We start from the raw sequence: 24,276 nt of genomic DNA, 5'->3' as shown, positions 1-24,276 counted from the left end.
TCCGTCTGATTCAATCAGCTATGATTATAGCATAATGCCGGTTAAGCCCGACAGGCTGCTAGAGCTACTGGATTTCCGTCGTCGGATCGCGGTTCAGCAGTTGCTCTACGGCTTCCGACGCCGGCACGTTGCGGTGCAGGATGGCTTCGACGGCTTGCGTGATCGGCATTTCGATTCCAAGTTGTCCGGCCAGGCGAGCAACCTCATGCGCCGTACTTACACCCTCGGCCACATGCCCGAGCTCGGCGAGGATATGCGGTAGTTTGCGGCCTTTGGCAAGCGCCAGCCCGACCTGCCGGTTGCGTGACAGGTCACCTGTGCAGGTCAGCAGGAGGTCGCCCATGCCAGCCAAGCCCATGAAGGTGTTCGGCTGTCCGCCGAGTGCAACACCGAGCCGGGCAATCTCGGCCAGTCCGCGCGTCATCAGCGCAGCACGCGCATTGTGGCCCAGACCGAGACCATCGCAGATGCCGGTGGCGATAGCCATAACGTTCTTCACTGCACCACCGACTTCGACGCCAGTGAGGTCGTCATTGGCGTAGATGCGCAAACGTGAGCTGTGCAGTTCGCGCGCAGTCTTCCGGGCGAAATCAGCGCTTCTCGACGCCAGAGCGATGGCCGTCGGCAAGCCCTTTGCCACTTCTTCGGCGAAGCTGGGCCCACTCAGCGAACCGCACAGAACCTCATCGCCGAGTTCTTCGGCAACCACTTGATGTGGGAGTTTCGCAGTGCCCGCTTCCATTCCTTTGCACACCCAGATCAGCGGCTTCACCTGGCGTGCGTCGGCCAGCATGCGCAGCGTGCTGCGGAAACCGATCAGCGGAGTGGCCAGGATCAGTAAATCGGCGTCGGCCACCGAAGAATCGAAAACAGTGCCGATCTGCAGTGCATCAGGGAAACGATAGCCGGGAAAGAAATGCCTGTTTTCACGCTCGACCTGCATGGACTGCGTCACGTCGTCCTCGCGTGTCCACAGCGTGACGCGGTGTCTGGCACTGAAGGTGATCGCCAGTGCCGTGCCCCAGGCACCCGCGGCAATGACGGTGAGATTCAAACCTAATAGCCCCAGATTTGATTGGCTCTCACATAGCCCGAAGCGCCATCCCGGTGGCGAACCTTGATCCAGCCACCGGGCGCCATTTCGACAAACTCCAGTACAACGTTCTTTTCGGCCTCGAAGACCAGCGACGAAGAATCATCCGCTTTGCGACGCACATCGGCTCGATCAGCCGTGACGATGACCGAGTGCTTGTCGGACAAGTACGTCTGCTCGATCCAGGCCAGGCCGCCTTCGGCATCCCGTACCTTGGACCAGCCTTCGAGTCTGACGACCACCTCTACCGGTGTATCACTCCTGATTACGAACAGTTTGCTGCCTCGCTGCGAAGGCGCATCGTAGAGCACCGTCGCGGCATTCACCGTTCGGAATTCAATCGCGTTCGCCGACATGGAAAAGCCTGAGGCAACGAAGAAAAAGAGCAGCAACACGTTCGGCAGTCGCTTCATTTCGAGCAATCCTCTTTGTCTTTCAAGATCCGGACAACAATTTGTTGATATCTGGTTACTGAATCGTTTCGACACCCGCAGTACCCGCCGCGGCCGCGGCCGCGGCCTGTTCCTGTTGGGCACGAGCAGCGAAAAGCGCTTCGAAATTGACCGGCTGCAGAATGACCGGGGAGAAACCTGCACGCGTTATCGACTCGGAAATGAGCTCACGGGAATACGGGAACAGAATGTTCGGACAGGCAATCGACAGCAGCGGCTGAAGGTTCTCTTCCGGCACGTTCTTTACGCGGAAGATACCCGCCTGGCCGGCTTCGACGAGGAAGACGGTCTTTTCGGCCAGTTTGGCCGTCACGGTTACCGTCAGCGTCACTTCATAGACTCCGTCGCCCATTGTGCGAACACCGGTCTGTAGCTGAATGTTAACTTCCGGAGCGTCACGTTCCAGATAGATTTCCGGAGCGTTCGGGACCTCAAGCGACAGATCTTTGACGTAGAGTTTTTCGATAGCGAATGAGGGGGCTTCTTGTGAAGGGGCTGCTTGTTCAGTCATGATGGTTTCTTTAGTGGTGAATTGTTGAAGGAAGTATCTGGCAAATAGTCCATGTCTCAGACCGCTTCGCCTGATAACAATGGAAGAAGCTTGGCGGCATGGTCGAGCGCGAACAGCTCATCACACCCACCGACATAGGTATCGCCGATGTAGATTTGTGGAACAGTGCGACGCGCTGTTTTTTCCATCATCTCGGCGCGCCGTGCCGGATCAAGGTCGATACGCACTTTTTCGATTTCGGAGACACCTCGTGCGTGCAACAACTGCTCTGCCCGCGCACAGAAGGGACAAACCGCCGTCGAGTACATCACCACACGCGGCGCAACGCTCACTTTTTCGCGCCTTTCTTGAGCGGCAGCCCGGCTGTGCGCCAGGCATTGATTCCACCCTCAAGGCAGTGGACCTTTGCAAAACCGAGATTTGCCAGTTGCTTGCTGGCAGTGCTTGAACGTGACCCGGATTGGCAGATCAAGAGCAGCGGACCTTCCTTGAACCTGTCCAGTTCACCGGCACGTTCTTGTAGCCTCCCGGCCGGAATATTCCTTGATTCCGGCAAGTGCCCGGAAATGTACTCATCGGGCTCGCGCAAATCGATCACCTGTGCGTTTTCACGATTGATCAGTAGCGTCGCCTGTGTTGACGTCAGCGTGTTGCTGCCGGCCGGGCGTCGGAAGGACATGAATGCCAACATGCCGCCGCTGATGAGGGCAATGGAGATAAGATAAATGTTTTGCTGAATGAATTCCAAGCGAAGCTCCAGAAACTGCAAGAAAAAAACAAAAAAATGCGGGAATCAAGGGACACGCCAATCAAGGCGCGAAAACGAAAAAAGGGCAACCCTCGCCGCCTGCTTATCCCGAGTGACCTAATCGCCGCAGAAAACCTCGCGCATCATGCCAATCAGTTGCAAGGTGCGCGCATCGCCGACACGATAGTAAACGCGGTTGGCATCCTTGCGCGTCAGCAAAACTCCCTTTTCGCGCAATATGGCCAGATGCTGAGAGATGTTGCTCTGAGACGTGCCGACCGCATCGACAATCTCCTGTACGCAAGCCTCCTGGTCACCGACCACACACAGTATCTTGAGACGCAACGGGTGTGATATCGACTTGAGCGCACGCGCCGCCTGTTCAATGTGCTCCTGCTTGTCGATGATGCTAACTTGAATTGCCACTTACCAGACACTCGTTAAGTACCGGGATTCATTATAGAATAATTATCGATCCTGGGGGCGCCCCCAGGGCAATCCCCGAGTGGTCTGCTTTGCAAATGGCGGGACCGATGAAAACGCCGGATTTTCGCGACTGGCGAGGCGCGAACCACAGCGATAGCCAGCTATCGCGAGGATGCGCCACAACGCCAGACGCGCAAAGACAAGTTTTTATGTTCCGTTATATGCGAAGCAGACCACCAAGTCGTATGAACCCCATTAACCGCGCAATACATCAAGTTCCCGCACACGCCGAATCCGGAGCAGCCTTGAAGCGTCTCGCGTGCGCCTTGTTATTCGCTCTGCTGTGTAGCGGCCTGCCAATGCCCGACGACGCGCTGGCCAAGGAAGAAAGCAGTGCTCCACCAACGAGAGCCGATGTTGCCGAAAAGAAGGAGGATTTGCAGGAGCTGCGCGGACAGATCAAATCATTGCGCAAAGGCGTGGTAGCCGCCGAGGGCAAGCGATCGGATGTTGCCGACCAGCTAAAAGACGTCGAGCAGAAAATCTCTGCGACTCTGCACGACCTGCGCAACCTGACCACTCTGCGTGTCAAACAACAGGCAGTTCTGGATGATCTGGCTAGCCAGGCACGGGAATTGGAGAATCACCTGGACGGTCAGCAGGTGCAATTGGGGAAACTGGTTTATCGGCAATACCTGCTGGGCCGCCCGGATTCGCTCCGGCTTCTGCTCAACGGTGACGATCCGAACCAGATGGCCCGCGATCTTCATTATCTTGCGATCATCGGTCGAGCACGCAGCCAGCTCCTCAATGAAATCGAAAGCAGTTTGCAGCGCAAGCAGGCACTCGCCACCGAAACCCGCAAACGCACTGAGGAAATGGTGACCATCGAAGCCAGGCAAAAGGAACAACACGGCAAACTTGTTGCCCAGCGCGAGCAACGCCAAGTGGTTCTTGACAGCATCTCGAAGGACATCGCGCAGCAGAAGCGCAAAATCGGTGACCTGCAGCGCGACGAAAAACAGCTTTCGAGTCTGATCAGTCGCTTGGCGACGAAGCTCGTTGCGAAGCCGACACCAACAAAACCGCCGGCCAAGGGAATCAGCAACGAAAGCACGCCGGAAGCTACGCCTGCCGGGAACTTTGCGCAGCTGAAAGGCGCGCTGCGCTTGCCCGTCCGAGGGGTTGTCAGCAATCGTTTTGGCGGGCCACGCCAGGAGGGCAGCACCTGGAAGGGACTGTTCATCCGCTCCGGTCAGGGCAGCGACGTCAAGGCCATAGCCGCCGGCCGCGTCGTATTTGCTGACTGGATGCGCGGTTTCGGCAATCTGATGATCATCGATCACGGCAGCAGTTATCTGTCGATCTACGGAAACAACGATGCGCTGCTCAAACAGGTCGGCGACAACATACAGGGGGGCGCCACCATCGCCGCCGTGGGGAACAGCGGTGGCAACCCTGAATCCGGTTTATACTTTGAATTGCGGCATGACGGACAACCGCTCGACCCCCTTAAATGGGTCAACCTGAAATGATAATGTCTTGGAGCGAAATTGATGGGTAAGTTGAAGCAAGCCGGGCTGATTTGCGCCGGAATACTGGGCGGCATCCTGATCAGCCTGCAGTTTTCGGCGATGGCCGAAAAAGAGACCCCCACCAGCCTCCCCATCGAGGAGTTGCGCACTTTTGCCGGGGTTTTCAACGCCATCAAGCAGGGTTACGTCGAGCCGGTCGACGACAAGAAACTGATTACTTATGCCATCAGCGGAATGCTCTCGAATCTGGATCCGCATTCCACCTATCTGGATGCTGACGCCTACAAGGATTTGCAGGTGGGAACGCAGGGCGAGTTCGGCGGACTCGGCATAGAAGTGGGGATGGAAGACGGCCTGGTCAAGGTCGTCTCGCCGATTGAGGACACTCCCGCTGATCGTGCCGGAGTTAAATCCGGCGACCTGATTTTCAAGATCGACGACACGCTGGTCAAAGGCCTGACGCTCACCGAAGCGGTCAAACGCATGCGTGGCAAACCGAAGACCCAGATCAAGCTTTCCATCTTGCGCAAGGGCGAAAACAAGCCCGTCGAGATCACATTGACGCGCGAAATCATCAAGGTGCAAAGCGTCAAGTCCAAGCTGGTCGAGGATGGCTACGGCTATCTGCGCATCACGTCCTTTCAGGAAAACACGGCTGCCGCACTGATCAAACACCTCAACGAGCTCTATAAACCAGGGCCGCTCAAGGGTTTGGTGCTTGATCTGCGCAACGATCCAGGAGGGCTGCTGAACACGGCCATTGGCGTATCGTCCGCGTTCCTTCCACCGAAAACGCTGGTGACCTCGACCGATGGCCGCACACCGGATGCCAAGCACAAGTTCTACTCGTCGCCGGAGGATTACCTGCGCAGGAGTGGGCAGGACGATTACATAAAGAACCTGCCGGCCGAAGCACGCACGGTGCCCATGGTCGTTCTGATCAACGGGGGTTCGGCTTCAGCTTCCGAAATCGTTGCCGGTGCGCTGCAGGATAACAAGCGCGCGATCATCATGGGTACCACGAGCTTTGGCAAGGGCTCGGTGCAGACCGTGCTGCCGCTGCCCGGCAACACGGCCATCAAGCTGACGACAGCGCGTTACTTCACGCCGTCGGGTCGTTCCATTCAGGCCAAAGGCATCGCGCCCGACATCGTGGTCGAGGAAAAGGCGAACGGCAGCTCTTCGATGCGCCTGCGCGAAGCCGATCTGGAACATCATCTTGAAAACAACAAGGATGGCAAAGACAAGGACGCTGCCACGCCGGCCAAACCGCAAAGCAAGGCGCCAGCCAAATCGAAGGGCAATCCGTCCAGGGATGAGGACGACGAAGCGTCTGAACCACCCAGCCGCGAACTGGCATCGAAAAATGATTACCAGCTGGGTCAGGCGATCAACCTGCTCAAGGGACTGCAGATCATGCAGAACAGGCCGTAGCCGTCATCCGGACGTGAAAGATGAAACGACCGGCAGCTTCGCCAAACAAGACGCCACCGATCCGCAAGGAACGGAATGTTCTGTTTTCGAAGTTCCCCCCCGGTCAGGTGCCGGAGGCCTCCGACTTTCTCAGCAAGATTGAACACGTGGAGGTCGAGCCGCGTGTCGAGCGCCGGGCTGTCGGTGTGGCCTATGATCTTCATCAGCACTCCCTGCAGGAGCTCGAAGGCGCCCTCGAGGATAAGGGTTATCACCTCGACAATACCCTGATGAGCAAGATGATGCGCGCGCTGATCTACTACGTGGAAGAAACCCAATTGCATAATCTCGATGCGCCCGAGCGCCCGCTCAAGAAATCGCAGCACGAAGCCTACACGCATGCCTGGGAACGCCACCCGCACGGCGACCACGACGATACCCCGCCGGAATGGCGTGAGTATAAATAGTGCCAGGCGATACGAGGCAGGCCAGCCTCGAAAGAGCGCGCGACCTCGTTCAACAGACACCGTTCAGACCAGATGAATGACGAGCAGTTGCTGCGCTACAGCCGGCATATCCTGCTCGACGAAATCGGCATCGAGGGCCAGGCCAAAATTGTTGGCGCACGCGCACTGGTGATCGGAGCTGGCGGCCTCGGCTCACCTGCTGCGCTTTACCTCGCCTCCGCCGGCGTCGGGCGGATCACACTGGCCGACGGGGACCGGGTTGACCTGACCAACCTGCAGCGCCAGATTCTGCATACGCAGGAGCGTGTCGGTCAGTTCAAAGCGCTTTCGGGGCAAACGGCGCTGTTGCAAATCAATCCGGAAGTGACGGTCGAAGTGATTTGCGAGCGCCTTGCCGACGAACGGCTGGAAGCGTTGATTGCTGATGCCGATGTCGTACTCGACTGCTGCGACAATTTTGTCACGCGGTACGCTGTCAATCGCGCCTGCGTCATACATCGCACGCCGCTGATTTCAGGCGCGGCAATCCGTTTCAGCGGGCAGCTCTCCGTGTTCGACTCGCGGCGCGAAGACTCGCCCTGTTACCACTGCCTGTTTCCGGAAAGCGAAGACGTCCAGGAAGAGCGCTGCGCGGTGATGGGCGTCTTCGCGCCGCTCACCGGCATCATCGGCGCCATGCAGGCGGCCGAAGCCTTGAAAGTCATCTGCGGAACAGGCGAGCCGGCCGTGGGACGACTGCTGCTCTTTGATGGTTTGACGATGGATTGGCGCTGCGTAAAGTTCGGCAAGGATTCGAAGTGCGCTGTTTGCGGAACAGGGTGAACGCGCACTGGAGTGAGGCGTGGTCCATCCAGTCTCTTCCCCTACTTCTCAGCGCCGCGAAACCAGCCAGACGCCGGTAAGGACCAGCCCGGCACCGCCCATCTGTGCCAGCGAAAGCGGCTCGCCGAGCAGCCACCACCCGAAGAATATGGTCAGCACCGGCCCCAGCGTGCCGATCAGCACGGCCTTGGAAGACCCGATGCGCCGGATCGCCGCCGATTGCATGAACACCGGCAGCACCGTGGAAAACAAAGCCATCGCCAAACAGTAGGCATAGACCGGAAGCGGTTGAATGAATGCGGAGATCGGTTGTACGGCAAAGAAATGCAACTGCGCCGCCAGTGTCGACACCAGCATGGCCAGCGCCGTAAAGCGTGCAGAACCGAGGCGCTGGATCATTGGCCCGCTACCCGACAGGTAGAAGGCGTACGAGAGAGAGGACGCAAACACGAATGCTCCGCCGATCAGGACCGTCGCCATGTCGTTGGCCACCTGGAGGTCATGCGCGAAAGCCAGGCCGATGCCGCAATAGGAGAGCAGCAGTGAAATCACCTCGCGCATTTCCAGCGCCTTGCCCATGAACAGCACACCGATCATCACGGTCAGTGTCGGATAGGTAAACAGGATCAGGCGCTCAAGTCCTGCCGAAATGTACTGCAGTCCGATGAAGTCGAGAATGCTGGCCCCGTAGTAGCCGAGCAAGCCGAGCGCCACGAGTTTGCCCCAGTCGCGCCGTGTCAATGGCGGTGCCGAGCGACTGACCACGAAACCCACCCATAGGAAAGCCGGCAGCGCAAAAATCATACGTATGGATAGCAGCGTCACCGCATCGACCGGCGCTGCCGCATAGGCCAATTTGATCAGAATCGCCTTGAACGAAAAACCGAGCGCCGCGAAGATGGCGAGGACCACGCCAAGGCGTTCGGCAGATAGACGTTTCAAACCGGATTCCTGAGTTGGATGGATAAGAGCACACGGTCATCAGCGGATCCTGCATTCATAAGCCATGCAATGACGCTGCTATCGTGTTCCCGCCCTGCGGGCGACTGAAAACTGTTCGCCTTCGGAACTATCGTCGGCGCGAACCGCCAAGGATCGATCCGAGCACCCCACGGATGATTGAGCGTCCGACTTGCGAACCGATGGCGCGCGCGGCACTTTTGGCGGCCATTTCGACCATCGAATCACCGCCCCTGCTACGGCCACCACTTCCCGAACTGCCGCCAATAAGGTCCCCCAATCCGCCAAACCAGCCACCGCCGGATGCGGGCGCATTCGCCGGAACCTGCGCTGGCGCCGACGGCTGCGTCGGCGCTGCCTCGGCGGTCCGCTTGCTCTTCAGCTTCTCGTAGGCCGACTCACGATCCAGCGCTGTTTCGTAAACACCGTAGACCAGCGAAGCCTTGATGACGCCCTGCCGCTCCTCCGCGGTCAATGGACCGATCCGCGATGCCGGCGGCAGGATGAAGGCACGCTCGACGACATTCGGCCGCCCCTTTTCGTCGAGAAACGAGACCAGCGCCTCGCCGACACCCAGCTCGGTAATCGCCGCCGCCGCATCGAAGGCCGGATTGGCGCGCAGAGTGTCGGCCGCCGTCTTGACCGCCTTCTGGTCGCGAGGCGTAAAGGCGCGCAATGCGTGCTGCACCCGGTTGCCAAGCTGGCCAAGCACGCTGTCGGGGATATCCAGCGGGTTTTGCGTCACGAAGTAGACGCCAACGCCTTTTGAGCGGATCAGCCGCACGACCAGCTCGATTTTCTCCAGCAGCGCGGGTGGCGCTTCATTGAACAGCAGGTGCGCTTCGTCGAAGAAGAAGACCAGCTTCGGCTTGTCCGCATCGCCCACCTCGGGCAAATTTTCAAACAGCTCGGAGAGCAGCCAGAGCAGGAAGGTCGAATAGAGACGCGGCGACGACATCAACTTGTCTGCCGCGAGAATGTTCACAATGCCCTTGCCGCCATCGGTCTGCATGAGATCGGCGATATCGAGCATCGGCTCGCCAAAGAAGGCTTCCCCACCCTGCTCGCCCAGCGTCAGCAAGCCGCGCTGGATCGCTCCGATGGACGCGGCTGAAACATTGCCGTACTCGGTGGTAAACGTTTTCGCGTTTTCGCCGACATGCTGAACCATGGCGCGCAGATCCTTGAGGTCGAGCAACAGGAGGCCGTTGTCGTCGGCGATCTTGAACACCAGTTGCAGCACGCCTGACTGGGTATCGTTGAGATTGAGCAGGCGCGAAAGCAGAATCGGTCCCATGTCCGAAATCGTTGCGCGGACCGGATGCCCCTGCTCACCGCTGACATCCCAGAAGGACGCCGGAAATTTTGCCCCAGTCCAGTCGCTGATACCCAGCGTGTCAAGCCGCTGCTTGAACTTCGCACTCTCGACCCCCGGCGCCGAAAGACCGGAAAGGTCGCCTTTGACGTCAGCCATGAACACCGGAACGCCAATCGCCGAAAACCGCTCGGCCAGTACCTGCAGGGTGATCGTCTTGCCGGTACCGGTTGCACCGGTAATCAATCCATGGCGGTTGGCCAGTGCGGGAAGCAGTCCCAGATCGGTCAGTTTGTGTCGGGCAACAATGAGCGGTTCGGCCATGAGGCACTCCGTAGAAAAGGGACGGACGGGTGGTGTTAAAATGCGCGGCTTGGCGATCTGCCGATTTTATCAAGTATCAACCATCAACTATCCGCAACCGTCCGTGTTTTTAGAACAGGCCGGTTGCAAACCCAGCAAGAGAAGAGGTTAGCATGGCCGGACATTCCAAATGGGCGAACATCCAGCACCGTAAAGGACGGCAGGATGAAAAACGGGGCGCGATGTTCTCCAAGATCGCCAAGGAAATCACCGTTGCGGCCAAAATGGGGGGTGGTGACCCAGGCTTCAACCCGCGCTTGCGCCTGGCGGTCGATAAGGGCAAGGGCGTCAACATGCCCAAGGACAAGATCGATAACGCCATCAAGAAAGGCACCGGCGAACTCGAAGGGGTCGATTACGTCGAAATTCGCTACGAAGGCTACGGCATCAGCGGTGCAGCGGTGATCGTCGATTGCCTGACCGATAACCGCACGCGTACCGTGGCGGAAGTTCGCCACGCCTTCAACAAGCACGGCGGCAACATGGGGACCGACGGCTGTGTCGCATTCCAGTTTACGCACTGCGGCCAACTGCTCTTTGCGCCCGGAACCGATGAGGCCGCACTGATGGATGCCGCCATCGAAGCCGGTGCCGACGATGTGCTGAGCAACGACGACGGCTCGATCGAAGTCATTACCCCGCCCAGTGAATACATGAGCGTCAAGGAAGCCCTTGAGGCCGCAGGCTTCAGCGCCGAGTTCGGGCAGGTCACGATGAAGGCCGAAAATGAAACCGAATTGACTGGCGACGATGCCGTCAGAATGCAGAAGCTGATCGATGTACTGGAAAGCCTCGACGATGTGCAGGACGTTTACACCAACGTGATACTCGAGGAGTAACCCGGTTTCTCAGGGCGTACTCGGTACTTCAGTATTTGAAACAGTTGTTCGATTGTGCAACAAAGTGTATCCGTTGTAGCCGAAGCGCCGCTTCGGACGTTAGGTTGTTCAAAGGCCAAGGCTGCACGCGGGCCCAGACCAACCCGACTCTGGACGGAACACCATGCTCAACTCGCTACTCTCCCCGCACCACTGGTACAAGCTGGTCGCCGCGCTGGCCTGTGCCCTCTTGTTCACCACGCCAGCCCTGGCTGATCCGCCGGGACGCATCGGACGCATCGCCTGGCTATCCGGCTCCGGCTCGGGCGCGGTCAGCCTGTACAACCCGGAGACCGGCGAATCGTACAGCGCACCGCTGAACCACCCGCTCACCAGTGGCGACGTCCTGACCACCGGGCCCGGTTCCCAGGCCGAAATCCAGATCGGCTCGATGACCGTTCGCCTCGATTCGGACACGACGCTGGATTTCTCGCGGATCGACGATGAACAGGTACGCCTCTACCTGAGCGGGGGCCGGGCAATCGCCAAACTGCCGTCGCGCGATGTCGCACGCGAATTCGAACTGAACACGCCAAACGGTCGGTTCAACGCAAACGATGCAGGGATCTACCGCTTTGACGCGGATGCCAACAGTTCCAGCGCCACCGCGTACTACGGCTCGCTGCATTTCGAGTCGAAAGACAGCAGCCTCGAAATCGGTGCCGGGCAAAGCGCGCAGTTCTGGCAAACCGGACAGGGCGGTGACCAGACGCGCTACCGTCTGTCGACGGCCATCAATGACGATTTCACCCAGTGGAGCGCCGCACGTGACCGGCGACCGGCGTCCACCGCCTACACCCGCTATGTTTCGCCCGAAATGACCGGCGCCGAGGACCTCGACGCCTATGGCAGCTGGTCGCAAAACACCGAGTATGGGGCCATCTGGTACCCGCGCGCTGTCGCACCTGACTGGGCGCCCTACCGGAACGGGCACTGGGCCTGGGTCGCGCCGTGGGGATGGAGTTGGGTCGCCTATGAACCCTGGGGCTTTGCTCCCTTCCACTACGGCCGCTGGGTACACCACCGCGGGGCCTGGGGCTGGGTGCCGGGTGTACGGGTTGCCCGGCCGGCCTACTCGCCAGCCATGGTCGCCTGGATCGGATCACCGGGAATCGGCATTTCAATCGCCATCGGCACCAGACCCACGGTCGGCTGGTTTCCGCTCGCCCCGCGCGAGGTCTACGTACCCGCCTATCGCAGCAGCCCGAAATACGTACGCCACATCAATGTCACGCACGTCACCCACATTAACAACGTGACAGAGATCGTCAACCGACCTCAGCATGTCGTGCAGAAGACGCGTTACGCTCACCGCGAGTCGTCACGGGCAGTGACGTTCGTGCCTGCCGATGTCGTCACTCACCGTCGCCCGGTACAGTCGGCTGCGCTATCACCCAGAGATCATCACGCACTTCGCAACCAGCCGCTGCAGGCCGCAGCCCCAATTGCCACGCCTCCCCCACCGCAGATTGAATCACGCAGCAGGCACGAGCCCCGCGACCGTTCCGGCCCATCCGTTGCCCGACAGGAACGAGAGCGCCAAACGCCGGTTGTTGCAAACCCGACCGCTCCGGAAATGCGCGATTCCCAGCCACGGGCACGCTCGTCAGCGCGACCCTCCTCTGAGGCCGTGCCGTTGAGGAGCGACCGGGGATCGCCAGACAACGTGCGGCCAACACCAGAGTCCAGACTTGGATCGTCCGAGCCGCGCACGCAGGAACGCGCTGCCCGACGCGAAGAACCTGCGATGCGCCAACCGCAGCACGATCCCCGCATCGAGGCCGCTGCACGTGTTGCGCCACAGGAGAACGTACGGACAGTCCCGGAAAATGCACGGACAGAGACTCAATCCAGACCCGGATCGTTCGAGCCGCGTACCCCGGAACGTCCCGACCGGCGCGAAGAGACTGCAATGCGCCAACCGCAGCGCGAATCGCGCATTGAGGCCGCGCCACGTGTTGCGCCACAGGAAAACGCACGGGCAGTCCCGGAAAATACACGGACAGCGCCCTGGTCCAGAACCGAGCCGTTTGAGTCGCGCGCCCAGGAACGCCCCAACCGGCGCGAAGAACCCGCGATGCGCTCGCCCCAGCGTGAAGCCCGCAGCGAAGTGAGCCAGCAACAGGTGCGACAAGCGCCGCCCGTACGCCCTGAAACGCCAATGCCGGTAGTCCGTGAACCCCGCCATGAAGTACCGCGCAATGCCGGCGGCCAGGCCAGCCGGTCTGCGGAGGCGCGCGCAGCAACCAACACTCAACATCAACCGGAGAGCCAGCGACCCGGACAAAACGGACGGGAGAAGCAGCGGCATCAGCGCGATGATGCGGAGAAACGCTGAAACCGACACCGCAGTTCGATCAACCCGAGCGCTTGTTCACCGTCTCGGTATTGGTTACCAGCTTAAGCCACAGAAAGCCGCAGATTCCCGCCATCAACGATGACAAAAGGATGGCCATTTTCGATGCATTTATGATCTGCGCGTCTTCGGCAAAAGCGAGATTGGTGATGAATATCGACATCGTGAATCCGATACCACCAAGAACCCCTGCGCCAAGAATGTGCCCCCACTTCAAATCGGGAGGCAAACGGCAAATGCCGCCGGCAACGGCAATGAAACAAAGCAAGGTCACGCCGAGTGGTTTGCCCAGAAACAAACCCGCCATGATGCCGATACTGTTCGCGCTGGTCAGGCTTTGCATCCAATCCGCACCAATCAGGATTCCCGTATTCGCCAGTGCGAAGATCGGCAGAATGACAAAGGCAACCGGTTTGTGCAGGAAATGTTCGAGCCGGTACGATGGCGACTTTTCGTCGTCTTCCTTGGCGGAAAATGGAATCGCGAAGGCCAGCATGACACCGGCAATTGTCGCGTGAATCCCCGACTTGAGCATGAAAAACCACATCAACACGCCGCCAAGCACATAAGGCGCAAGCGACATGACTCGGAAAATCCGATTCAACCCCAGCAGCAACGCCCAGACGGCAAATGCTCCTGCCAGGTACGCAATCGAGAGTTGCGCCGTGTAGAAGACGGCGATGATGATGATCGCGCACAGATCGTCGATGACCGCGAACGCCACAACAAACACTTTCAGCGACGCGGGAATACGCTTGCCGAGCATTGCCAGAACGCCCAGAACAAATGCAATGTCGGTAGCCATCGGAATCCCGAATCCCGCTTGCGTCGGCGTCCCCGAATTGAGCGTGAAATGGATCAATGCGGGCACGACAATTCCACCGATGGCCGCAAAAATCGGCAGCAGGGCATTCTGCAAACTTGAAAGCTCGCCGTTGTAAAGCTCGCGTTCGAGTTCCAGACCGATCAGCAGAAAGAATACCGCCATCAGCGCATCGTTGACCCAATGTTCAAGACTGAGACCGCCAACTTTCGTATGCCACATATCCAGATACGCAGTACCGACCGCGGAGTTCGCAATAAGGAGCGACGCCACTGTGCAGATGATCAGCAGAATCCCGTTCGATTTTTCCGAATCGAAGAATTCCTGGAACGATTTCGATAAGTGTTGCTGGTCTGTGCCCATAATCATCTTCCGGTAGGAACATCAAAAGAATACGGCTTCCGGTTCAACGGCGCCTTCAGAGATGCTCAATCGCCGCGGCTTACCGGTCTTCGGGTGCGATGGCTCGGATCGCAGCCGAGAATGCCGCATGCGTCGCCGCGTCAACCGGACGATGCTTGATTTGCTCGCTCGCCGGATCCTTGCCCAGAAAGTTGTCACCCTTCCAGTTTGTTGACGGCCTGACGGGCCGGGGAGCAAAGCCCCCGCCGCAATTTGGACAAACATTGTCCAGCACGCTGTCGACGCAGGTAGCGCAAAATGTACATTCATAGCTGCAAATACGTGCCTCAAGCGAGTCCGGGGGCAACGGCGTGTTGCAGTTCTCACAGCTTGGTCTCAGTTCGAGCATCGTACGCCTTTCGTATTTTTCGGGCGGCAAGGCCTGTTGCCTAATCGTTGGGTTCGTAGAGGAGAACATATTGATGGTTCATTAGAGGACGACGCACCTTCAGGCACAGGATTCGTTCTCCGGAGTCTGCCGCCTCGTCAAGGCTCAGGCAATCGTTGGAGCTGCAACGTTCCGTCTCAAGAGCGTTCAAGGTTCTCGAAGGCAAGGCAAACGCTGCTGCTCGCTTCGACCTGATCGTCACCTTGCGCGGGAAATGGATTGCCACCTGGATGCTTTCCATTTCGTAGAGAACGTCCCAGACCCGACCATAGTAGGCCTTCCCATCCACCTTATAGGCTTCCGGGAAACCTTCTTCCCCCGCCAGTTTGGCAAGTTCGCTCAAGGACAAGGGAAAGAAGTTGTTCAGGGTGAACTCGCGCCGGTATCCGAGGCGTTCTCCCGGAGCCAGGGGGGGATCAACATTCACAAAGTAAGGGATGACACGTTCGGTAACGCCTTCGAACGCGAGCGTCACATGATGCAAACCGGATTGAAGTGTCGCTTCAATGTCGTAGGCGTCTGGGGTCGTGAGCCGGATTCGAGCATCGGCGCGCGTGTCCATCCCGGTATCGAGATGATGATGAAATCGGGCGCATTGCTGACGGGCCACGACTTCATGATAGATATCGATCTTGAGTGTTCCATCCCGCTGGATCCGGTTTCGCGCGATCAGCTTCGTAAAAACGAACGGTTGATTACCGGCTGGCAAATCGATTCGCCGCTTCAAATCGAGCAGATGCTTCATGATGTTGTGCACGTTCTTTACAAAGTCGTCCGCACTCCAGAAGTCAAAGCGTGCCGGGGTCTGAAGTGTGCGCAGCGTTTCCGGAATCCGCGTTCCGGGATGCACAAAGAGTGCCACGGGTTTCTCCTTGGCCACCGCGTAGATGCCCTCTTCCGCAGGCCAAGGCGCCGGCTCGATATCCTGTTGCCCTGGACGGGGCTCCCTCGGCCCGAGAAGAAGAACGACACAATCGGCGGCAAGAACCCGATGCTGAAATTCGGCAAGTGGCGGCCGATCAAGGTCGGGGCCATCAAAGACATCGATCTTGAACTCCAGTATCTCAAGAAGACGCCGCAGGGTTTCCATTAACGGTCGATATGATTCGCTATACGACAAAAAACAGGATGTCATAGTAAAGCCCTCCACACCTCATTCGGTTCCCCCGGCTCGCCCCACCACGAGACGCCCGATGGACAGAATATGAACTCGCAAATTCCATGATTAATTCTACGTTGCGCGCTGCGTCATTCGCAACGGATCGTCGTTCAGCGCCGACCAGACAGGCGTTGCAGCCATATCGTTTGCCCAGCCGACTACTGAGTGTATGCTGGCGCCCAGGATTTACCTTTGCGGCTTCGCCACCCCGCAGGCTCCGTATGTTGAACGGTTGGCCTCAACGTTTTCTCGCTTATAGGAGCGTCGTATGAAGATCAAGTCATTGGGTTTGTATTGCGTCACCGCAGCACTCGTCGGCTGCGCCTCAAACCAGGCCACACAGACCGACGTGAAAAGCGTACGCACCGAGAGCTGCAAGGCCACATCCGAAGTGGAAATCGCGGCATTGTTCGATCGTTGGAATCGATCGCTGCAGACAGGCGATCCACATAAAGTGGTCGCCAACTACGCCGAGCTGTCCATCCTCCTGCCGACGGTTTCAAACAAGCCGCGCCTCACACCCACCGAGAAGGAAGACTACTTCCATCACTTTCTGGAGGACCGCCCCTCCGGCAAGATCGACTTGCGATTCGTTGAACTCGGCTGCAACACCGCGTTTGATGCAGGCCTCTACACCTTCACCTTCGCCAAAACAGGGGCCGTCGTCAGCGGACGCTACACCTACACCTACCGCTGGAATGGTTCGGAGTGGCTGATTACAAGCCACCATTCATCAGCAATGCCCGAGAAGAAGTCAGTAGCCGCAAGCAAGCGCTAATGGGTGACCCTTCGAGCCCTACCCCTTTGAGGTCTTTGCGCTGACGATTTCGCGTAGCAGGTCCGAATAGGCGTCCAGTGCTGCAATAGCGAAGTGATATTCACACGAGTTTGTTTCGATTATTTCGTTCAGAGTAAGCGGACGAATTCCTCCCAAATCATAGGCAACGACCTTCTTTCCGTCGATTTCCTTTTGCCGGTAACTACCGTCGGGTTGCTGGACCATGCGTGTGGCGGGAACGATACTCCGCGTAACAAACTGAACCTCACCCAATTCAAGTCGTGGCGCAATGAAATGGCTGGCCCGATTGCGATAGTCAAAAGTCTGTTGCCGATAACTCTCGGAATCCAAACTTTGCAATGCTGCTAACAATCGGTCGGCGCCAGCCCAGTGTTTGGCGAGTCTCGCAAGTTGTCTCTCAGTCCTAGGTCGTCCCAGGAATTTCCCCGGCATGAGCCTGTCCTGGTCCAGCACATCCTTGTAGCCAGCCTGTGTACATAGATTGGCTTGGTGAATGCCATTGGTGGCTACTTGAGCAAGTCGGTCCCGAGTAGAACTCGGTTGGAGCATGCAGAAATAGACCATCGGTTCGACAAAATGATTGCGCAAAGCCCATGCGTCGTTTTGGTCATAGTCTGCAAGGATCTCGGACCAGTCTTTGAGGTTGGCTAAATTCCTGCGCCAAGCATTGAGTTCGTTAATTGATTCACGAAGTTCTCCGCCGACCATGAGGCCGACAGGAGGGTGCCAGTCGGCTTCTCCAGCCAAGTCGCACATCGCATAGGAATTGTTTCGGCAAAGGGGTGTCTTGCACGATTCGACACGATCCCAAAATTTCCGATACGCTCCTTCAAATAGCTCCCGTCCCCTCTCATCAATCTTTCACACAAAACACCTGCCGCATGGTGCGTAGCACTTCCACCAGCCCGCGCTAGGCGTGCATCAAGACAACTGCGGCCAAAGGGATCGGAGACGTTTCCATTTGCACTCCTGTGTCCGGTTGCGGGCGGAGCATTAGTCGACAAGCAACTCTGCTGTGCCTGTCCAGGCGACAACTTACACCGCTTTTCATTCCTTTTGAATTCCCGCTCAGAAGACTCTGAAGGCAGGGACAGGCGATGCCGGGTTCAAGCTGACGCAGACGGATGGACACTACAGACAGCGCCGCCGCGCGCCGCTCAACGCACCTGCCCGCGTGCTACAATCCTCGTCCCTTCAATGGTTGGTGAGGCAGACGATGTTTTCCGCGAAAGATACCCTGGCGAAAGTTGATCCTGAACTGTGGCAGTCGATTGAAGATGAGAATCGCCGCCAGGAAGAGCACATCGAGCTGATTGCCTCCGAGAACTACGTCAGCCACGCCGTCATGGCGGCGCAGGGTTCGCAACTGACCAACAAGTATGCCGAAGGCTACCCCGGCAAGCGCTACTACGGTGGTTGCGAGCATGTCGATGTTGCCGAGCAGATCGCCATCGACCGCCTGAAGAAACTGTTCAACGCGAATCAGCACAATTACGCGGCGAACGTGCAGCCGAATTCGGGCTCGCAGGCCAATCAGGCGGTGCTGATGGCTTTTGCCAAGCCGGGCGACACGATCATGGGCATGAGCCTCGCCGAAGGCGGCCACCTGACGCACGGCATGGCGCTGAACATGTCCGGAAAATGGTTCAAGGTCGTCGCCTACGGCCTCGATGCCAAGGAAGCCATCGATTACGACAAGATGGAAGCGCTAGCCCGCGAGCACAAACCGAAAATCATCATCGCCGGTGCCTCGGCGTATTCCCTGCGCATCGATTTCGAACGCTTCGCAAAGATTTCAAAAGAAGTCGGCGCGATCTTCTGGGTCGACATGGCCCACTACGCCGGCCTGATCGCTGCCGGCTGCTATCCGAATCCGTTGCCGCACGCCGATGTCGTGACATCGACGACGCACAAAACCTTGCGCGGCCCGCGCGGCGGCGTGATCCTGATGAAGGCCGAGCACGAGAAAGCGGTCAATTCGGCGATTTTCCCCGGTTTGCAGGGGGGTCCGCTGATGCACGTGATCGCCGCCAAGGCGGTGGCGTTCAAGGAGGCGCTGACGCCGGCGTTCCGCGACTATCAGGAACAGGTGATGGCCAATGCGCGCGTGCTGTCGCGCGTACTGGCCGAAGAGCGCGGTCTGCGCATCGTCTCCGGAAGAACCGAGTCGCACGTCTTCCTCGTCGATCTGCGCAGCAAGAACATTACCGGCAAGGAAGCCGAAGCGGCGCTCGGCAAGGCGCACATTACCGTCAACAAGAACGCAATCCCGAACGACCCGCAGAAGCCGATGGTCACCTCCGGCATCCGCATCGGCTCGCCAGCGATGACGACACGCGGCTTCGGCGAAATCGAGGCCGAGCAGGTCGCCCATCTGATCGCCGACGTGCTTGATGCGCCGAACGACGAAGCGGTACTGGCGCGCGTCCGTGGCGAAGTGTCGGTTCTGTGCAAGAAGCACCCCGTCTACGGCAACTGAACACCGATGAAATGCCCCTTCTGCGCTGCTGAAGACACGACGGTCGCCGATACCCGAATCAACGATGACGGGGACATCGTCCGTCGGCGCCGACGCTGCCTGACCTGCGACAAGCGCTTTTCAACCTACGAGCGGGCTGAAATCCGTCTGCCGCAGGTGGTCAAGAAGAATGGCTCGCGAGTCGATTTCGACCGCCAGAAGCTTTCCGCCAGTCTGTGGCTGTCCTTGCGCAAGCGCCCGGTAACGGTCGAGGCCGTTGATGCGGCGACGGCCCGCATCGAAGAAAAGCTGCTGACGCTGGGCGAACGCGAAATCCCCTCGGAGAAGATCGGGGAGATGGTCATGCGCGAACTGAAGAAGCTCGACAAGGTCGCCTATGTCCGCTTTGCTTCGGTCTATCGGAATTTTGAAGATATCGATGAGTTTTCCGATCTCATTCGCGAAGTTTCTCGCCCCCTCCAGCGGCGTAGCCGTTCGGTATAGCTGCCTGATTCGGCGTTCCAGCCATGTGCGTAGCTGACCTGGAAGCGGGCTAGGTTCTTAGATGTTCAGCGCCGCCGATCATGAATTCATGGCGCGGGCACTGCGTCTCGCCGAACTCGGCCTTTTTTCCACGACGCCGAATCCGCGCGTTGGCTGCGTCATCGTTCAGTCCGGCACAGTGACCGGCGAAGGCTGGCACCGGCGCGCAGGCGAAGCGCACGCTGAAACCCACGCCCTGCTAGCCGCCGGCAGCAAGGCGCGCGGCGCAACTGCCTACATCACCCTCGAACCCTGCAGCCATCATGGCCGTACGCCACCTTGTGCCGAGGCGCTGCTTGCCGCCGGGGTAACGCGCGTGGTCGCGGCGATGCAGGATCCCAATCCGCAGGTGGCCGGACAGGGAATGGCCTTGCTGGCGTCAGCCGGTGTTGAAGCAGAATGCGGCTTGCTGGAAGCCGAGGCGCGCGAACTCAACATTGGTTTTGCTGCGCGCATGTCGCGTGGCCGGCCCTGGCTGCGCATGAAGATGGCGGCCAGCCTGGACGGAAAAACGGCGCTGGAAAACGGCGTCAGTCAGTGGATCACCGGGGCTGCGGCCCGGCACGACGGGCATCGCTGGAGAGCGCGCGCCTGCGCCATTCTGAGCGGCATCGGCACGGTACGCGACGACGACCCGCAGCTTAACGTCCGAGCCGTGGCCACCTCGCGCCAGCCGCTGAAAGTGGTGGTCGATAGCGCTCTCGAATTGCCGCTCGAATCCAGGGTTCTGAACGACGGCGGGGTGCTGGTGGCAACCGCGAGCGAAGAATGCGAAAAATCCGCCGCACTGCGCGCCTGTGGTGCAGAAGTTGTGCGTTTCCCCGGTGCTATCGGCAAGGTGGATCTGCCGGCCTTGCTGGATGAACTCGGGCGACGCGGAATCAACGAGCTGCACGTCGAGGGGGGCTTCCGACTCAACGGGGCCTTGCTGGCGGCAGGACTGGTCGATGAATTGCTGATCTATCTTGCGCCCTGCCTGATCGGTAATGCGGCGCTCGGCATGTTCGACCTGCCCGCACTTGCAACACTGGAAGACCGTCACAGACTGGCCATTCGCGATCTGCGCTTGGTCGGCCCCGACGTGCGAATACTGGCTCGATTCGCAGCGAATGAACGGCCGGCTTGACGACAGTGTCTGCGAATCACCAGCAATCAACGCGCTTTGCTGGCATCCTTTGAACTCCGCTCGCGACTGACACTCAAACCGCCTGTCGAAGGCCCTGGAAAACCGACTCATGTTTCGCTCGCTCAATACTCCGGCTCTATGGGCTGTCACACTCTCGGCCGCCGGCATCCTGATGGTGACGATGGGCGCGCGTCAGTCGATCGGCCTCTACCTGGCACCACTCAATTCGAGTACCGGCCTCGGCATTGCCTCGATCAGCCTGGCCATGGCCGTCGGGCAATTCACATGGGGCGCCGTGCAGCCACTGGCTGGTGCCGTGGCCGACCGTTTCGGACCACGCCGGGTGCTGCAGGGCGGCCTGCTGCTACTGGCGCTCGGTAGTGCCATCACGCCGTTCATGAGCAGCACCTGGGGACTGGTCTTTTCACTGGGCTTGATTTCGGCCATGGGTTCAGGCGCCGGCAGTTTCTCAGTGCTGATCGGCGCCGCTTCCACCCGCCTGCCGCTGGAAGCACGTGGTACGGCCTCCGGCATCATCAACGCGGGCGGCTCCTTCGGGCAGTTCGTCTTTGCTCCAGTCCTGCAAAAACTGATTCAGGCCATGGGCTGGATGGGGTCCATGTGGGCTCTGGCTTTGATGACTCTTGTCGCTCTGCCACTGATCAGGACGGTGTCCCGTCCGGTCGACCCGGCGCATCAGCCGGTTGGCACGGCCGAAATCGGGCTGCGGCGCAGCGTTCAGGAAGCACTGGCTGACCGGAGCTATCTGCTGTTGCACGCCGGATTCTTTACCTGCGGTTTCCACATTGCCTTTCTCGTCACCCATCTGCCGGGCGAGGTCGATCTGTGCGGCCTGCCGCCCTCGGTAGCCAGTTGGTCGCTGGCCATCATTGGCCTGGCCAACATCTTCGGCAGCCTTTTTGCTGGCGCCTGCGTTTCCCGCTATCGCAGCAAATACGTGCTGTTCTGGATGTACGCTTCGCGCGCGATACTGATCGCGCTGTTTCTGGCTGCGCCAAGAACCGATCTGACGTTTTATCTCTTTGCCGCGGGCCTCGGTTTCACCTGGCTGGCCACCGTACCGCCAACCGCCGCCATCGTCGGCAAACTGTTCGGAGTCCGCTATCTCGGAACGCTGTTCGGGCTGACCCTGCTCTCGCATCAGATCGGCGGCTTTCTCGGCGCCTGGCTGGGCGGCCTGTCGATCACGCAATTCGGCGACTATCAATGGATGTGGTACGCCGACATGGTACTGGCGAGCCTCGCGGCACTGGTCAACCTGCCGATTCGCGAAGCGGCCGTTCTGCAACCCGATGCGGCGTCGGCCTCGGCCTGAACCATGCGCACGTCCCGCTCCGAATTCGTTTCATTGCGCGCGCGGCGCCATCACGTCCGAGTCTGGGGCGAAGCCGGTGCGCCAACGTTCTTCTTCCTGCACGGCTGGGGCGATGTTGGCGCCTCGTTTCAATTTGCGGTCGATGCGCTGCAGGGCAACTGGCGAATCATCGCGCCCGACTGGCGCGGATTCGGCCAGTCGCAATGGAACGAGGGCCCTTACGTTTTCGCCGATTACATTGCCGACCTCGATGCCCTGCTGACCCATTATTCCCCGGTGCAACCGGTGCAGATTGCCGGGCACAGCCTGGGCGGCATAGTCGCCAGCCTCTACGCCGGCATTCGCCCGGAGCGGGTATCCCGCTTTGCCAATCTTGAAGGCTTCGGACTGTGGGTCTCGGCTCCCGGCGAAACCCCCGACCGGTTCGGAAAATGGCTGCAGCAGATCCGCGACAACAACCCGGCGTTCCGTCCTTACGCCAATCGCGAAGACTATGCCGTGAGACTGTGCGCGGACAATCCGCGTCTGACGCCAGCACGGGCGGCGTTCCTTGCCGATCATTCGTTGCGTGAGGTCGACACGGACCCCGGCGCTAGCGCCGGTTTTGTTTTCGCCGCAGACCCGCGCCATCGCTGGATCAGCCCGGTGCTCTATCCGCTGGAGGAAGCCAAGGCGTGCTGGCGGAGAGTGAGCGCGCCAACGCTCTGGGTCGCCGGTCGCGACTCGAAAATCATGAAACAGTTCGCCGACCGCCCGGATGATTACCGGGAACGCATGGCCTGCTTTTCCCAAGTGGAGGAACGCCTGATCGACAACTGCGGACATAATCTTCACCATGACCAGCCGGAAATCATCGCGAATCTGCTGGACGATTTTTTTCGAGCGACTTGCACATCAATGCTGACTGACATGGATTCCGCGCACCTTGCAGGTCTGGGTTCAAGCCTGACAACCCGCTGTCCCGGAAGTCATCGGGTAGCAGTGATTTCCGCTAGACCGAGGCGCGCTGAATGAAGCGCTGGTGGCTTAACCCCGACTATGCCAACGGAGAGGCCGAACGCTTGTTTGGCACACTGGATGCAACCTTCGCCACGAAAGGGGAGCAAGTTGCGAAGTCACCTGTTAGCCGTGTGCTACGGGTGACGGCAGACGGCAAGCGCTATTACGTCAAACGCTATCTTGGCAACGGCAAGAATGCCGTACGGCGCTGGTTCGGCCTGCGTGGACTGGTTGCCCCCCAGCGCGTCGTCAAGGAGTGGAAAAACCTGCTGCTGTTCCGGAAATGGGGTATCCCGACAGCCACATTGGTGGGGTATGGACTGGAGCGGAAGTACGGCAGTTTCGTGCGCGGTGCACTGATCACCGAGGAAATCCCGAACACGACCGATCTGGAGAGGTTGGCGACCGCCAGCGACCCATGCCTGCGTGACCGGCGCTGGATGGCCCAGGTCTTGCGGCAGGTTGCCAACATTACCCGCACGCTGCACGCGGCTGGTTTTGCCCACAACGATCTGAAATGGCGCAACCTGCTGGTGGATGGCGGTGGCAGCCCAACGGTGTACCTGATCGATTGCCCTAGCGGCGGTATGTGGTGGGGCGTGTTTCTGAAATACCGCATCATCAAGGATCTGGCTTGCCTCGACAAAGTGGCCAAGTACCAGCTTTCCCGCAGCCAGCGCTTGCGCTTCTACCTTGATTACACCGGGCAGAGACGATCCCGGCCGTTCGTAGTATTCGTTTTGTAGCGCATATCAAGGGCCTGAAGAGCCACTCGATCATCCAGCAGGGTCTGCTGATTCTGAAAAATCTGAATCATCGGGGCGCTGTCGGCGCGGATCCGTTGATGGGTGACGGCGCTGGCATTCTGATCCAGATTCCGGACGAATTTTTCCGCAAGGAAATG

General features: G+C 59.1%; 26 protein-coding genes. 14 read left to right on the top strand and 12 right to left on the bottom strand.

The features are described from left to right. Positions 1-64: 64 nt before the first annotated feature. The 6 genes from PROAA_RS04425 to PROAA_RS04400 form a co-directional block, all read right to left on the bottom strand. On the bottom strand, positions 65-1,054 hold the full coding sequence (locus PROAA_RS04425) for an NAD(P)H-dependent glycerol-3-phosphate dehydrogenase (protein WP_186410176.1): 990 nt from the start codon (positions 1,052-1,054) through the stop codon (positions 65-67). 2 nt (positions 1,055-1,056) lie between these two features. Then, a complete protein-coding gene (locus PROAA_RS04420; RefSeq protein WP_186410175.1) occupies positions 1,057-1,506 on the bottom strand; it encodes an SH3 domain-containing protein in 450 nt (149 codons plus the stop codon). 55 nt (positions 1,507-1,561) lie between these two features. Then, a complete protein-coding gene (gene secB / locus PROAA_RS04415; protein ID WP_186410174.1) occupies positions 1,562-2,056 on the bottom strand; it encodes a protein-export chaperone SecB in 495 nt (164 codons plus the stop codon). A 56-nt stretch (positions 2,057-2,112) separates the two neighbouring features. Then, the gene (gene grxC / locus PROAA_RS04410) at positions 2,113-2,364 is read right to left on the bottom strand and encodes a glutaredoxin 3 (protein WP_186410178.1); all 252 of its coding nucleotides are present in this window, start codon (positions 2,362-2,364) and stop codon (positions 2,113-2,115) included. A 20-nt stretch (positions 2,365-2,384) separates the two neighbouring features. Beyond that, complete coding sequence (locus tag PROAA_RS04405) at positions 2,385-2,804, bottom strand: rhodanese-like domain-containing protein (protein WP_186410173.1); 420 nt, start codon at positions 2,802-2,804, stop codon at positions 2,385-2,387. Between the two features lie 117 nt (positions 2,805-2,921). Continuing rightward, on the bottom strand, positions 2,922-3,230 hold the full coding sequence (locus tag PROAA_RS04400) for an ArsR/SmtB family transcription factor (protein WP_186410172.1): 309 nt from the start codon (positions 3,228-3,230) through the stop codon (positions 2,922-2,924). A 305-nt stretch (positions 3,231-3,535) separates the two neighbouring features. Here PROAA_RS04400 and PROAA_RS04395 point away from each other — a divergent pair, with 305 nt between their 5' ends. The 4 genes from PROAA_RS04395 (at position 3,536) to PROAA_RS04380 (ending at position 7,467) form a co-directional block, all read left to right on the top strand. Further along, complete coding sequence (locus tag PROAA_RS04395) at positions 3,536-4,765, top strand: murein hydrolase activator EnvC family protein (protein WP_245664156.1); 1,230 nt, start codon at positions 3,536-3,538, stop codon at positions 4,763-4,765. 18 nt (positions 4,766-4,783) lie between these two features. Then, positions 4,784-6,199: a S41 family peptidase gene (locus tag PROAA_RS04390; RefSeq protein ID WP_186410170.1), complete on the top strand. Its 1,416-nt coding sequence runs from the start codon at positions 4,784-4,786 to the stop codon at positions 6,197-6,199. Positions 6,200-6,219: 20 nt separating this feature from the next. Then, positions 6,220-6,645, top strand: a complete 426-nt coding sequence (locus PROAA_RS04385; RefSeq protein ID WP_186410169.1) for a hypothetical protein — start codon at positions 6,220-6,222, stop codon at positions 6,643-6,645. 72 nt (positions 6,646-6,717) lie between these two features. Next, positions 6,718-7,467 carry a HesA/MoeB/ThiF family protein gene (locus tag PROAA_RS04380; protein ID WP_186410168.1) on the top strand — a complete coding sequence of 250 codons (750 nt, stop codon included), beginning with the start codon at positions 6,718-6,720 and terminating at the stop codon, positions 7,465-7,467. Positions 7,468-7,515: 48 nt separating this feature from the next. Here PROAA_RS04380 and PROAA_RS04375 read toward each other — a convergent pair whose 3' ends face one another. Together PROAA_RS04375 and PROAA_RS04370 are read right to left on the bottom strand one after the other, a co-directional pair. Further along, positions 7,516-8,409: a DMT family transporter gene (locus PROAA_RS04375; RefSeq protein ID WP_186410167.1), complete on the bottom strand. Its 894-nt coding sequence runs from the start codon at positions 8,407-8,409 to the stop codon at positions 7,516-7,518. A 127-nt stretch (positions 8,410-8,536) separates the two neighbouring features. Beyond that, positions 8,537-10,066: a helicase HerA-like domain-containing protein gene (locus tag PROAA_RS04370; RefSeq protein WP_186410166.1), complete on the bottom strand. Its 1,530-nt coding sequence runs from the start codon at positions 10,064-10,066 to the stop codon at positions 8,537-8,539. 152 nt (positions 10,067-10,218) lie between these two features. Between PROAA_RS04370 and PROAA_RS04365 the strand changes: the two genes are divergently transcribed. Continuing rightward, positions 10,219-10,944: a YebC/PmpR family DNA-binding transcriptional regulator gene (locus PROAA_RS04365; RefSeq protein ID WP_186410165.1), complete on the top strand. Its 726-nt coding sequence runs from the start codon at positions 10,219-10,221 to the stop codon at positions 10,942-10,944. A 163-nt stretch (positions 10,945-11,107) separates the two neighbouring features. Further along, positions 11,108-13,321 (top strand): FecR family protein, encoded by a 2,214-nt coding sequence (locus PROAA_RS04360; protein WP_186410164.1) that lies wholly within the window; start codon positions 11,108-11,110, stop codon positions 13,319-13,321. A 19-nt stretch (positions 13,322-13,340) separates the two neighbouring features. On the opposite strand, the gene nhaA is transcribed toward PROAA_RS04360, so the two are convergent. The 3 genes from nhaA to PROAA_RS04345 all read right to left on the bottom strand — a co-directional run bounded on the left by nhaA (position 13,341) and on the right by PROAA_RS04345 (position 16,087). Next, positions 13,341-14,525 carry a Na+/H+ antiporter NhaA gene (nhaA, locus tag PROAA_RS04355; protein WP_186410163.1) on the bottom strand — a complete coding sequence of 395 codons (1,185 nt, stop codon included), beginning with the start codon at positions 14,523-14,525 and terminating at the stop codon, positions 13,341-13,343. A 79-nt stretch (positions 14,526-14,604) separates the two neighbouring features. Continuing rightward, positions 14,605-14,913 carry a DUF1272 domain-containing protein gene (locus tag PROAA_RS19370; RefSeq protein WP_186410162.1) on the bottom strand — a complete coding sequence of 103 codons (309 nt, stop codon included), beginning with the start codon at positions 14,911-14,913 and terminating at the stop codon, positions 14,605-14,607. A 40-nt stretch (positions 14,914-14,953) separates the two neighbouring features. Beyond that, positions 14,954-16,087, bottom strand: coding sequence for a toll/interleukin-1 receptor domain-containing protein (locus PROAA_RS04345; RefSeq protein ID WP_222102091.1), 1,134 nt, complete (start codon positions 16,085-16,087; stop codon positions 14,954-14,956). Positions 16,088-16,379: 292 nt separating this feature from the next. On the opposite strand from PROAA_RS04345, the gene PROAA_RS04340 reads away from it, so the two are divergent. Next, entirely contained in the window at positions 16,380-16,889 is a 510-nt protein-coding gene (locus tag PROAA_RS04340; protein WP_186410160.1) for a DUF4440 domain-containing protein, read from the top strand. Positions 16,890-16,907: 18 nt separating this feature from the next. On the opposite strand, the gene PROAA_RS04335 is transcribed toward PROAA_RS04340, so the two are convergent. Then, positions 16,908-17,657, bottom strand: coding sequence for a hypothetical protein (locus tag PROAA_RS04335; RefSeq protein WP_186410159.1), 750 nt, complete (start codon positions 17,655-17,657; stop codon positions 16,908-16,910). Positions 17,658-18,126: 469 nt separating this feature from the next. On the opposite strand from PROAA_RS04335, the gene glyA reads away from it, so the two are divergent. From glyA to PROAA_RS19365, 7 genes are all read left to right on the top strand, one after another. Next, complete coding sequence (gene glyA / locus PROAA_RS04330; protein ID WP_186410158.1) at positions 18,127-19,389, top strand: serine hydroxymethyltransferase; 1,263 nt, start codon at positions 18,127-18,129, stop codon at positions 19,387-19,389. A 6-nt stretch (positions 19,390-19,395) separates the two neighbouring features. Continuing rightward, positions 19,396-19,872 (top strand): transcriptional regulator NrdR, encoded by a 477-nt coding sequence (nrdR, locus tag PROAA_RS04325; RefSeq protein ID WP_186410157.1) that lies wholly within the window; start codon positions 19,396-19,398, stop codon positions 19,870-19,872. Between the two features lie 61 nt (positions 19,873-19,933). Further along, complete coding sequence (ribD, locus tag PROAA_RS04320; RefSeq protein ID WP_186410156.1) at positions 19,934-21,037, top strand: bifunctional diaminohydroxyphosphoribosylaminopyrimidine deaminase/5-amino-6-(5-phosphoribosylamino)uracil reductase RibD; 1,104 nt, start codon at positions 19,934-19,936, stop codon at positions 21,035-21,037. 109 nt (positions 21,038-21,146) lie between these two features. Beyond that, a complete protein-coding gene (locus PROAA_RS04315; protein ID WP_186410155.1) occupies positions 21,147-22,373 on the top strand; it encodes an MFS transporter in 1,227 nt (408 codons plus the stop codon). Between the two features lie 3 nt (positions 22,374-22,376). Next, positions 22,377-23,387 (top strand): alpha/beta fold hydrolase, encoded by a 1,011-nt coding sequence (locus tag PROAA_RS04310; protein ID WP_186410154.1) that lies wholly within the window; start codon positions 22,377-22,379, stop codon positions 23,385-23,387. Beyond that, positions 23,384-24,118, top strand: a complete 735-nt coding sequence (locus PROAA_RS04305) for a lipopolysaccharide kinase InaA family protein (RefSeq protein WP_186410153.1) — start codon at positions 23,384-23,386, stop codon at positions 24,116-24,118. The genes PROAA_RS04310 and PROAA_RS04305 overlap by 4 nt, the downstream gene beginning before the upstream one ends. Beyond that, positions 24,088-24,276: hypothetical protein (locus tag PROAA_RS19365; RefSeq protein ID WP_186410177.1), on the top strand; the 189-nt coding region annotated here is incomplete at its 3' end. The genes PROAA_RS04305 and PROAA_RS19365, both read left to right, overlap by 31 nt.

Source organism: Candidatus Propionivibrio aalborgensis (assembly GCF_900089945.1).
Lineage (GTDB): Bacteria > Pseudomonadota > Gammaproteobacteria > Burkholderiales > Rhodocyclaceae > Propionivibrio > Propionivibrio aalborgensis.
Note: the sequence above shows the minus strand (reverse complement) of the source record. Positions and strands in the feature narration are given on the sequence as shown.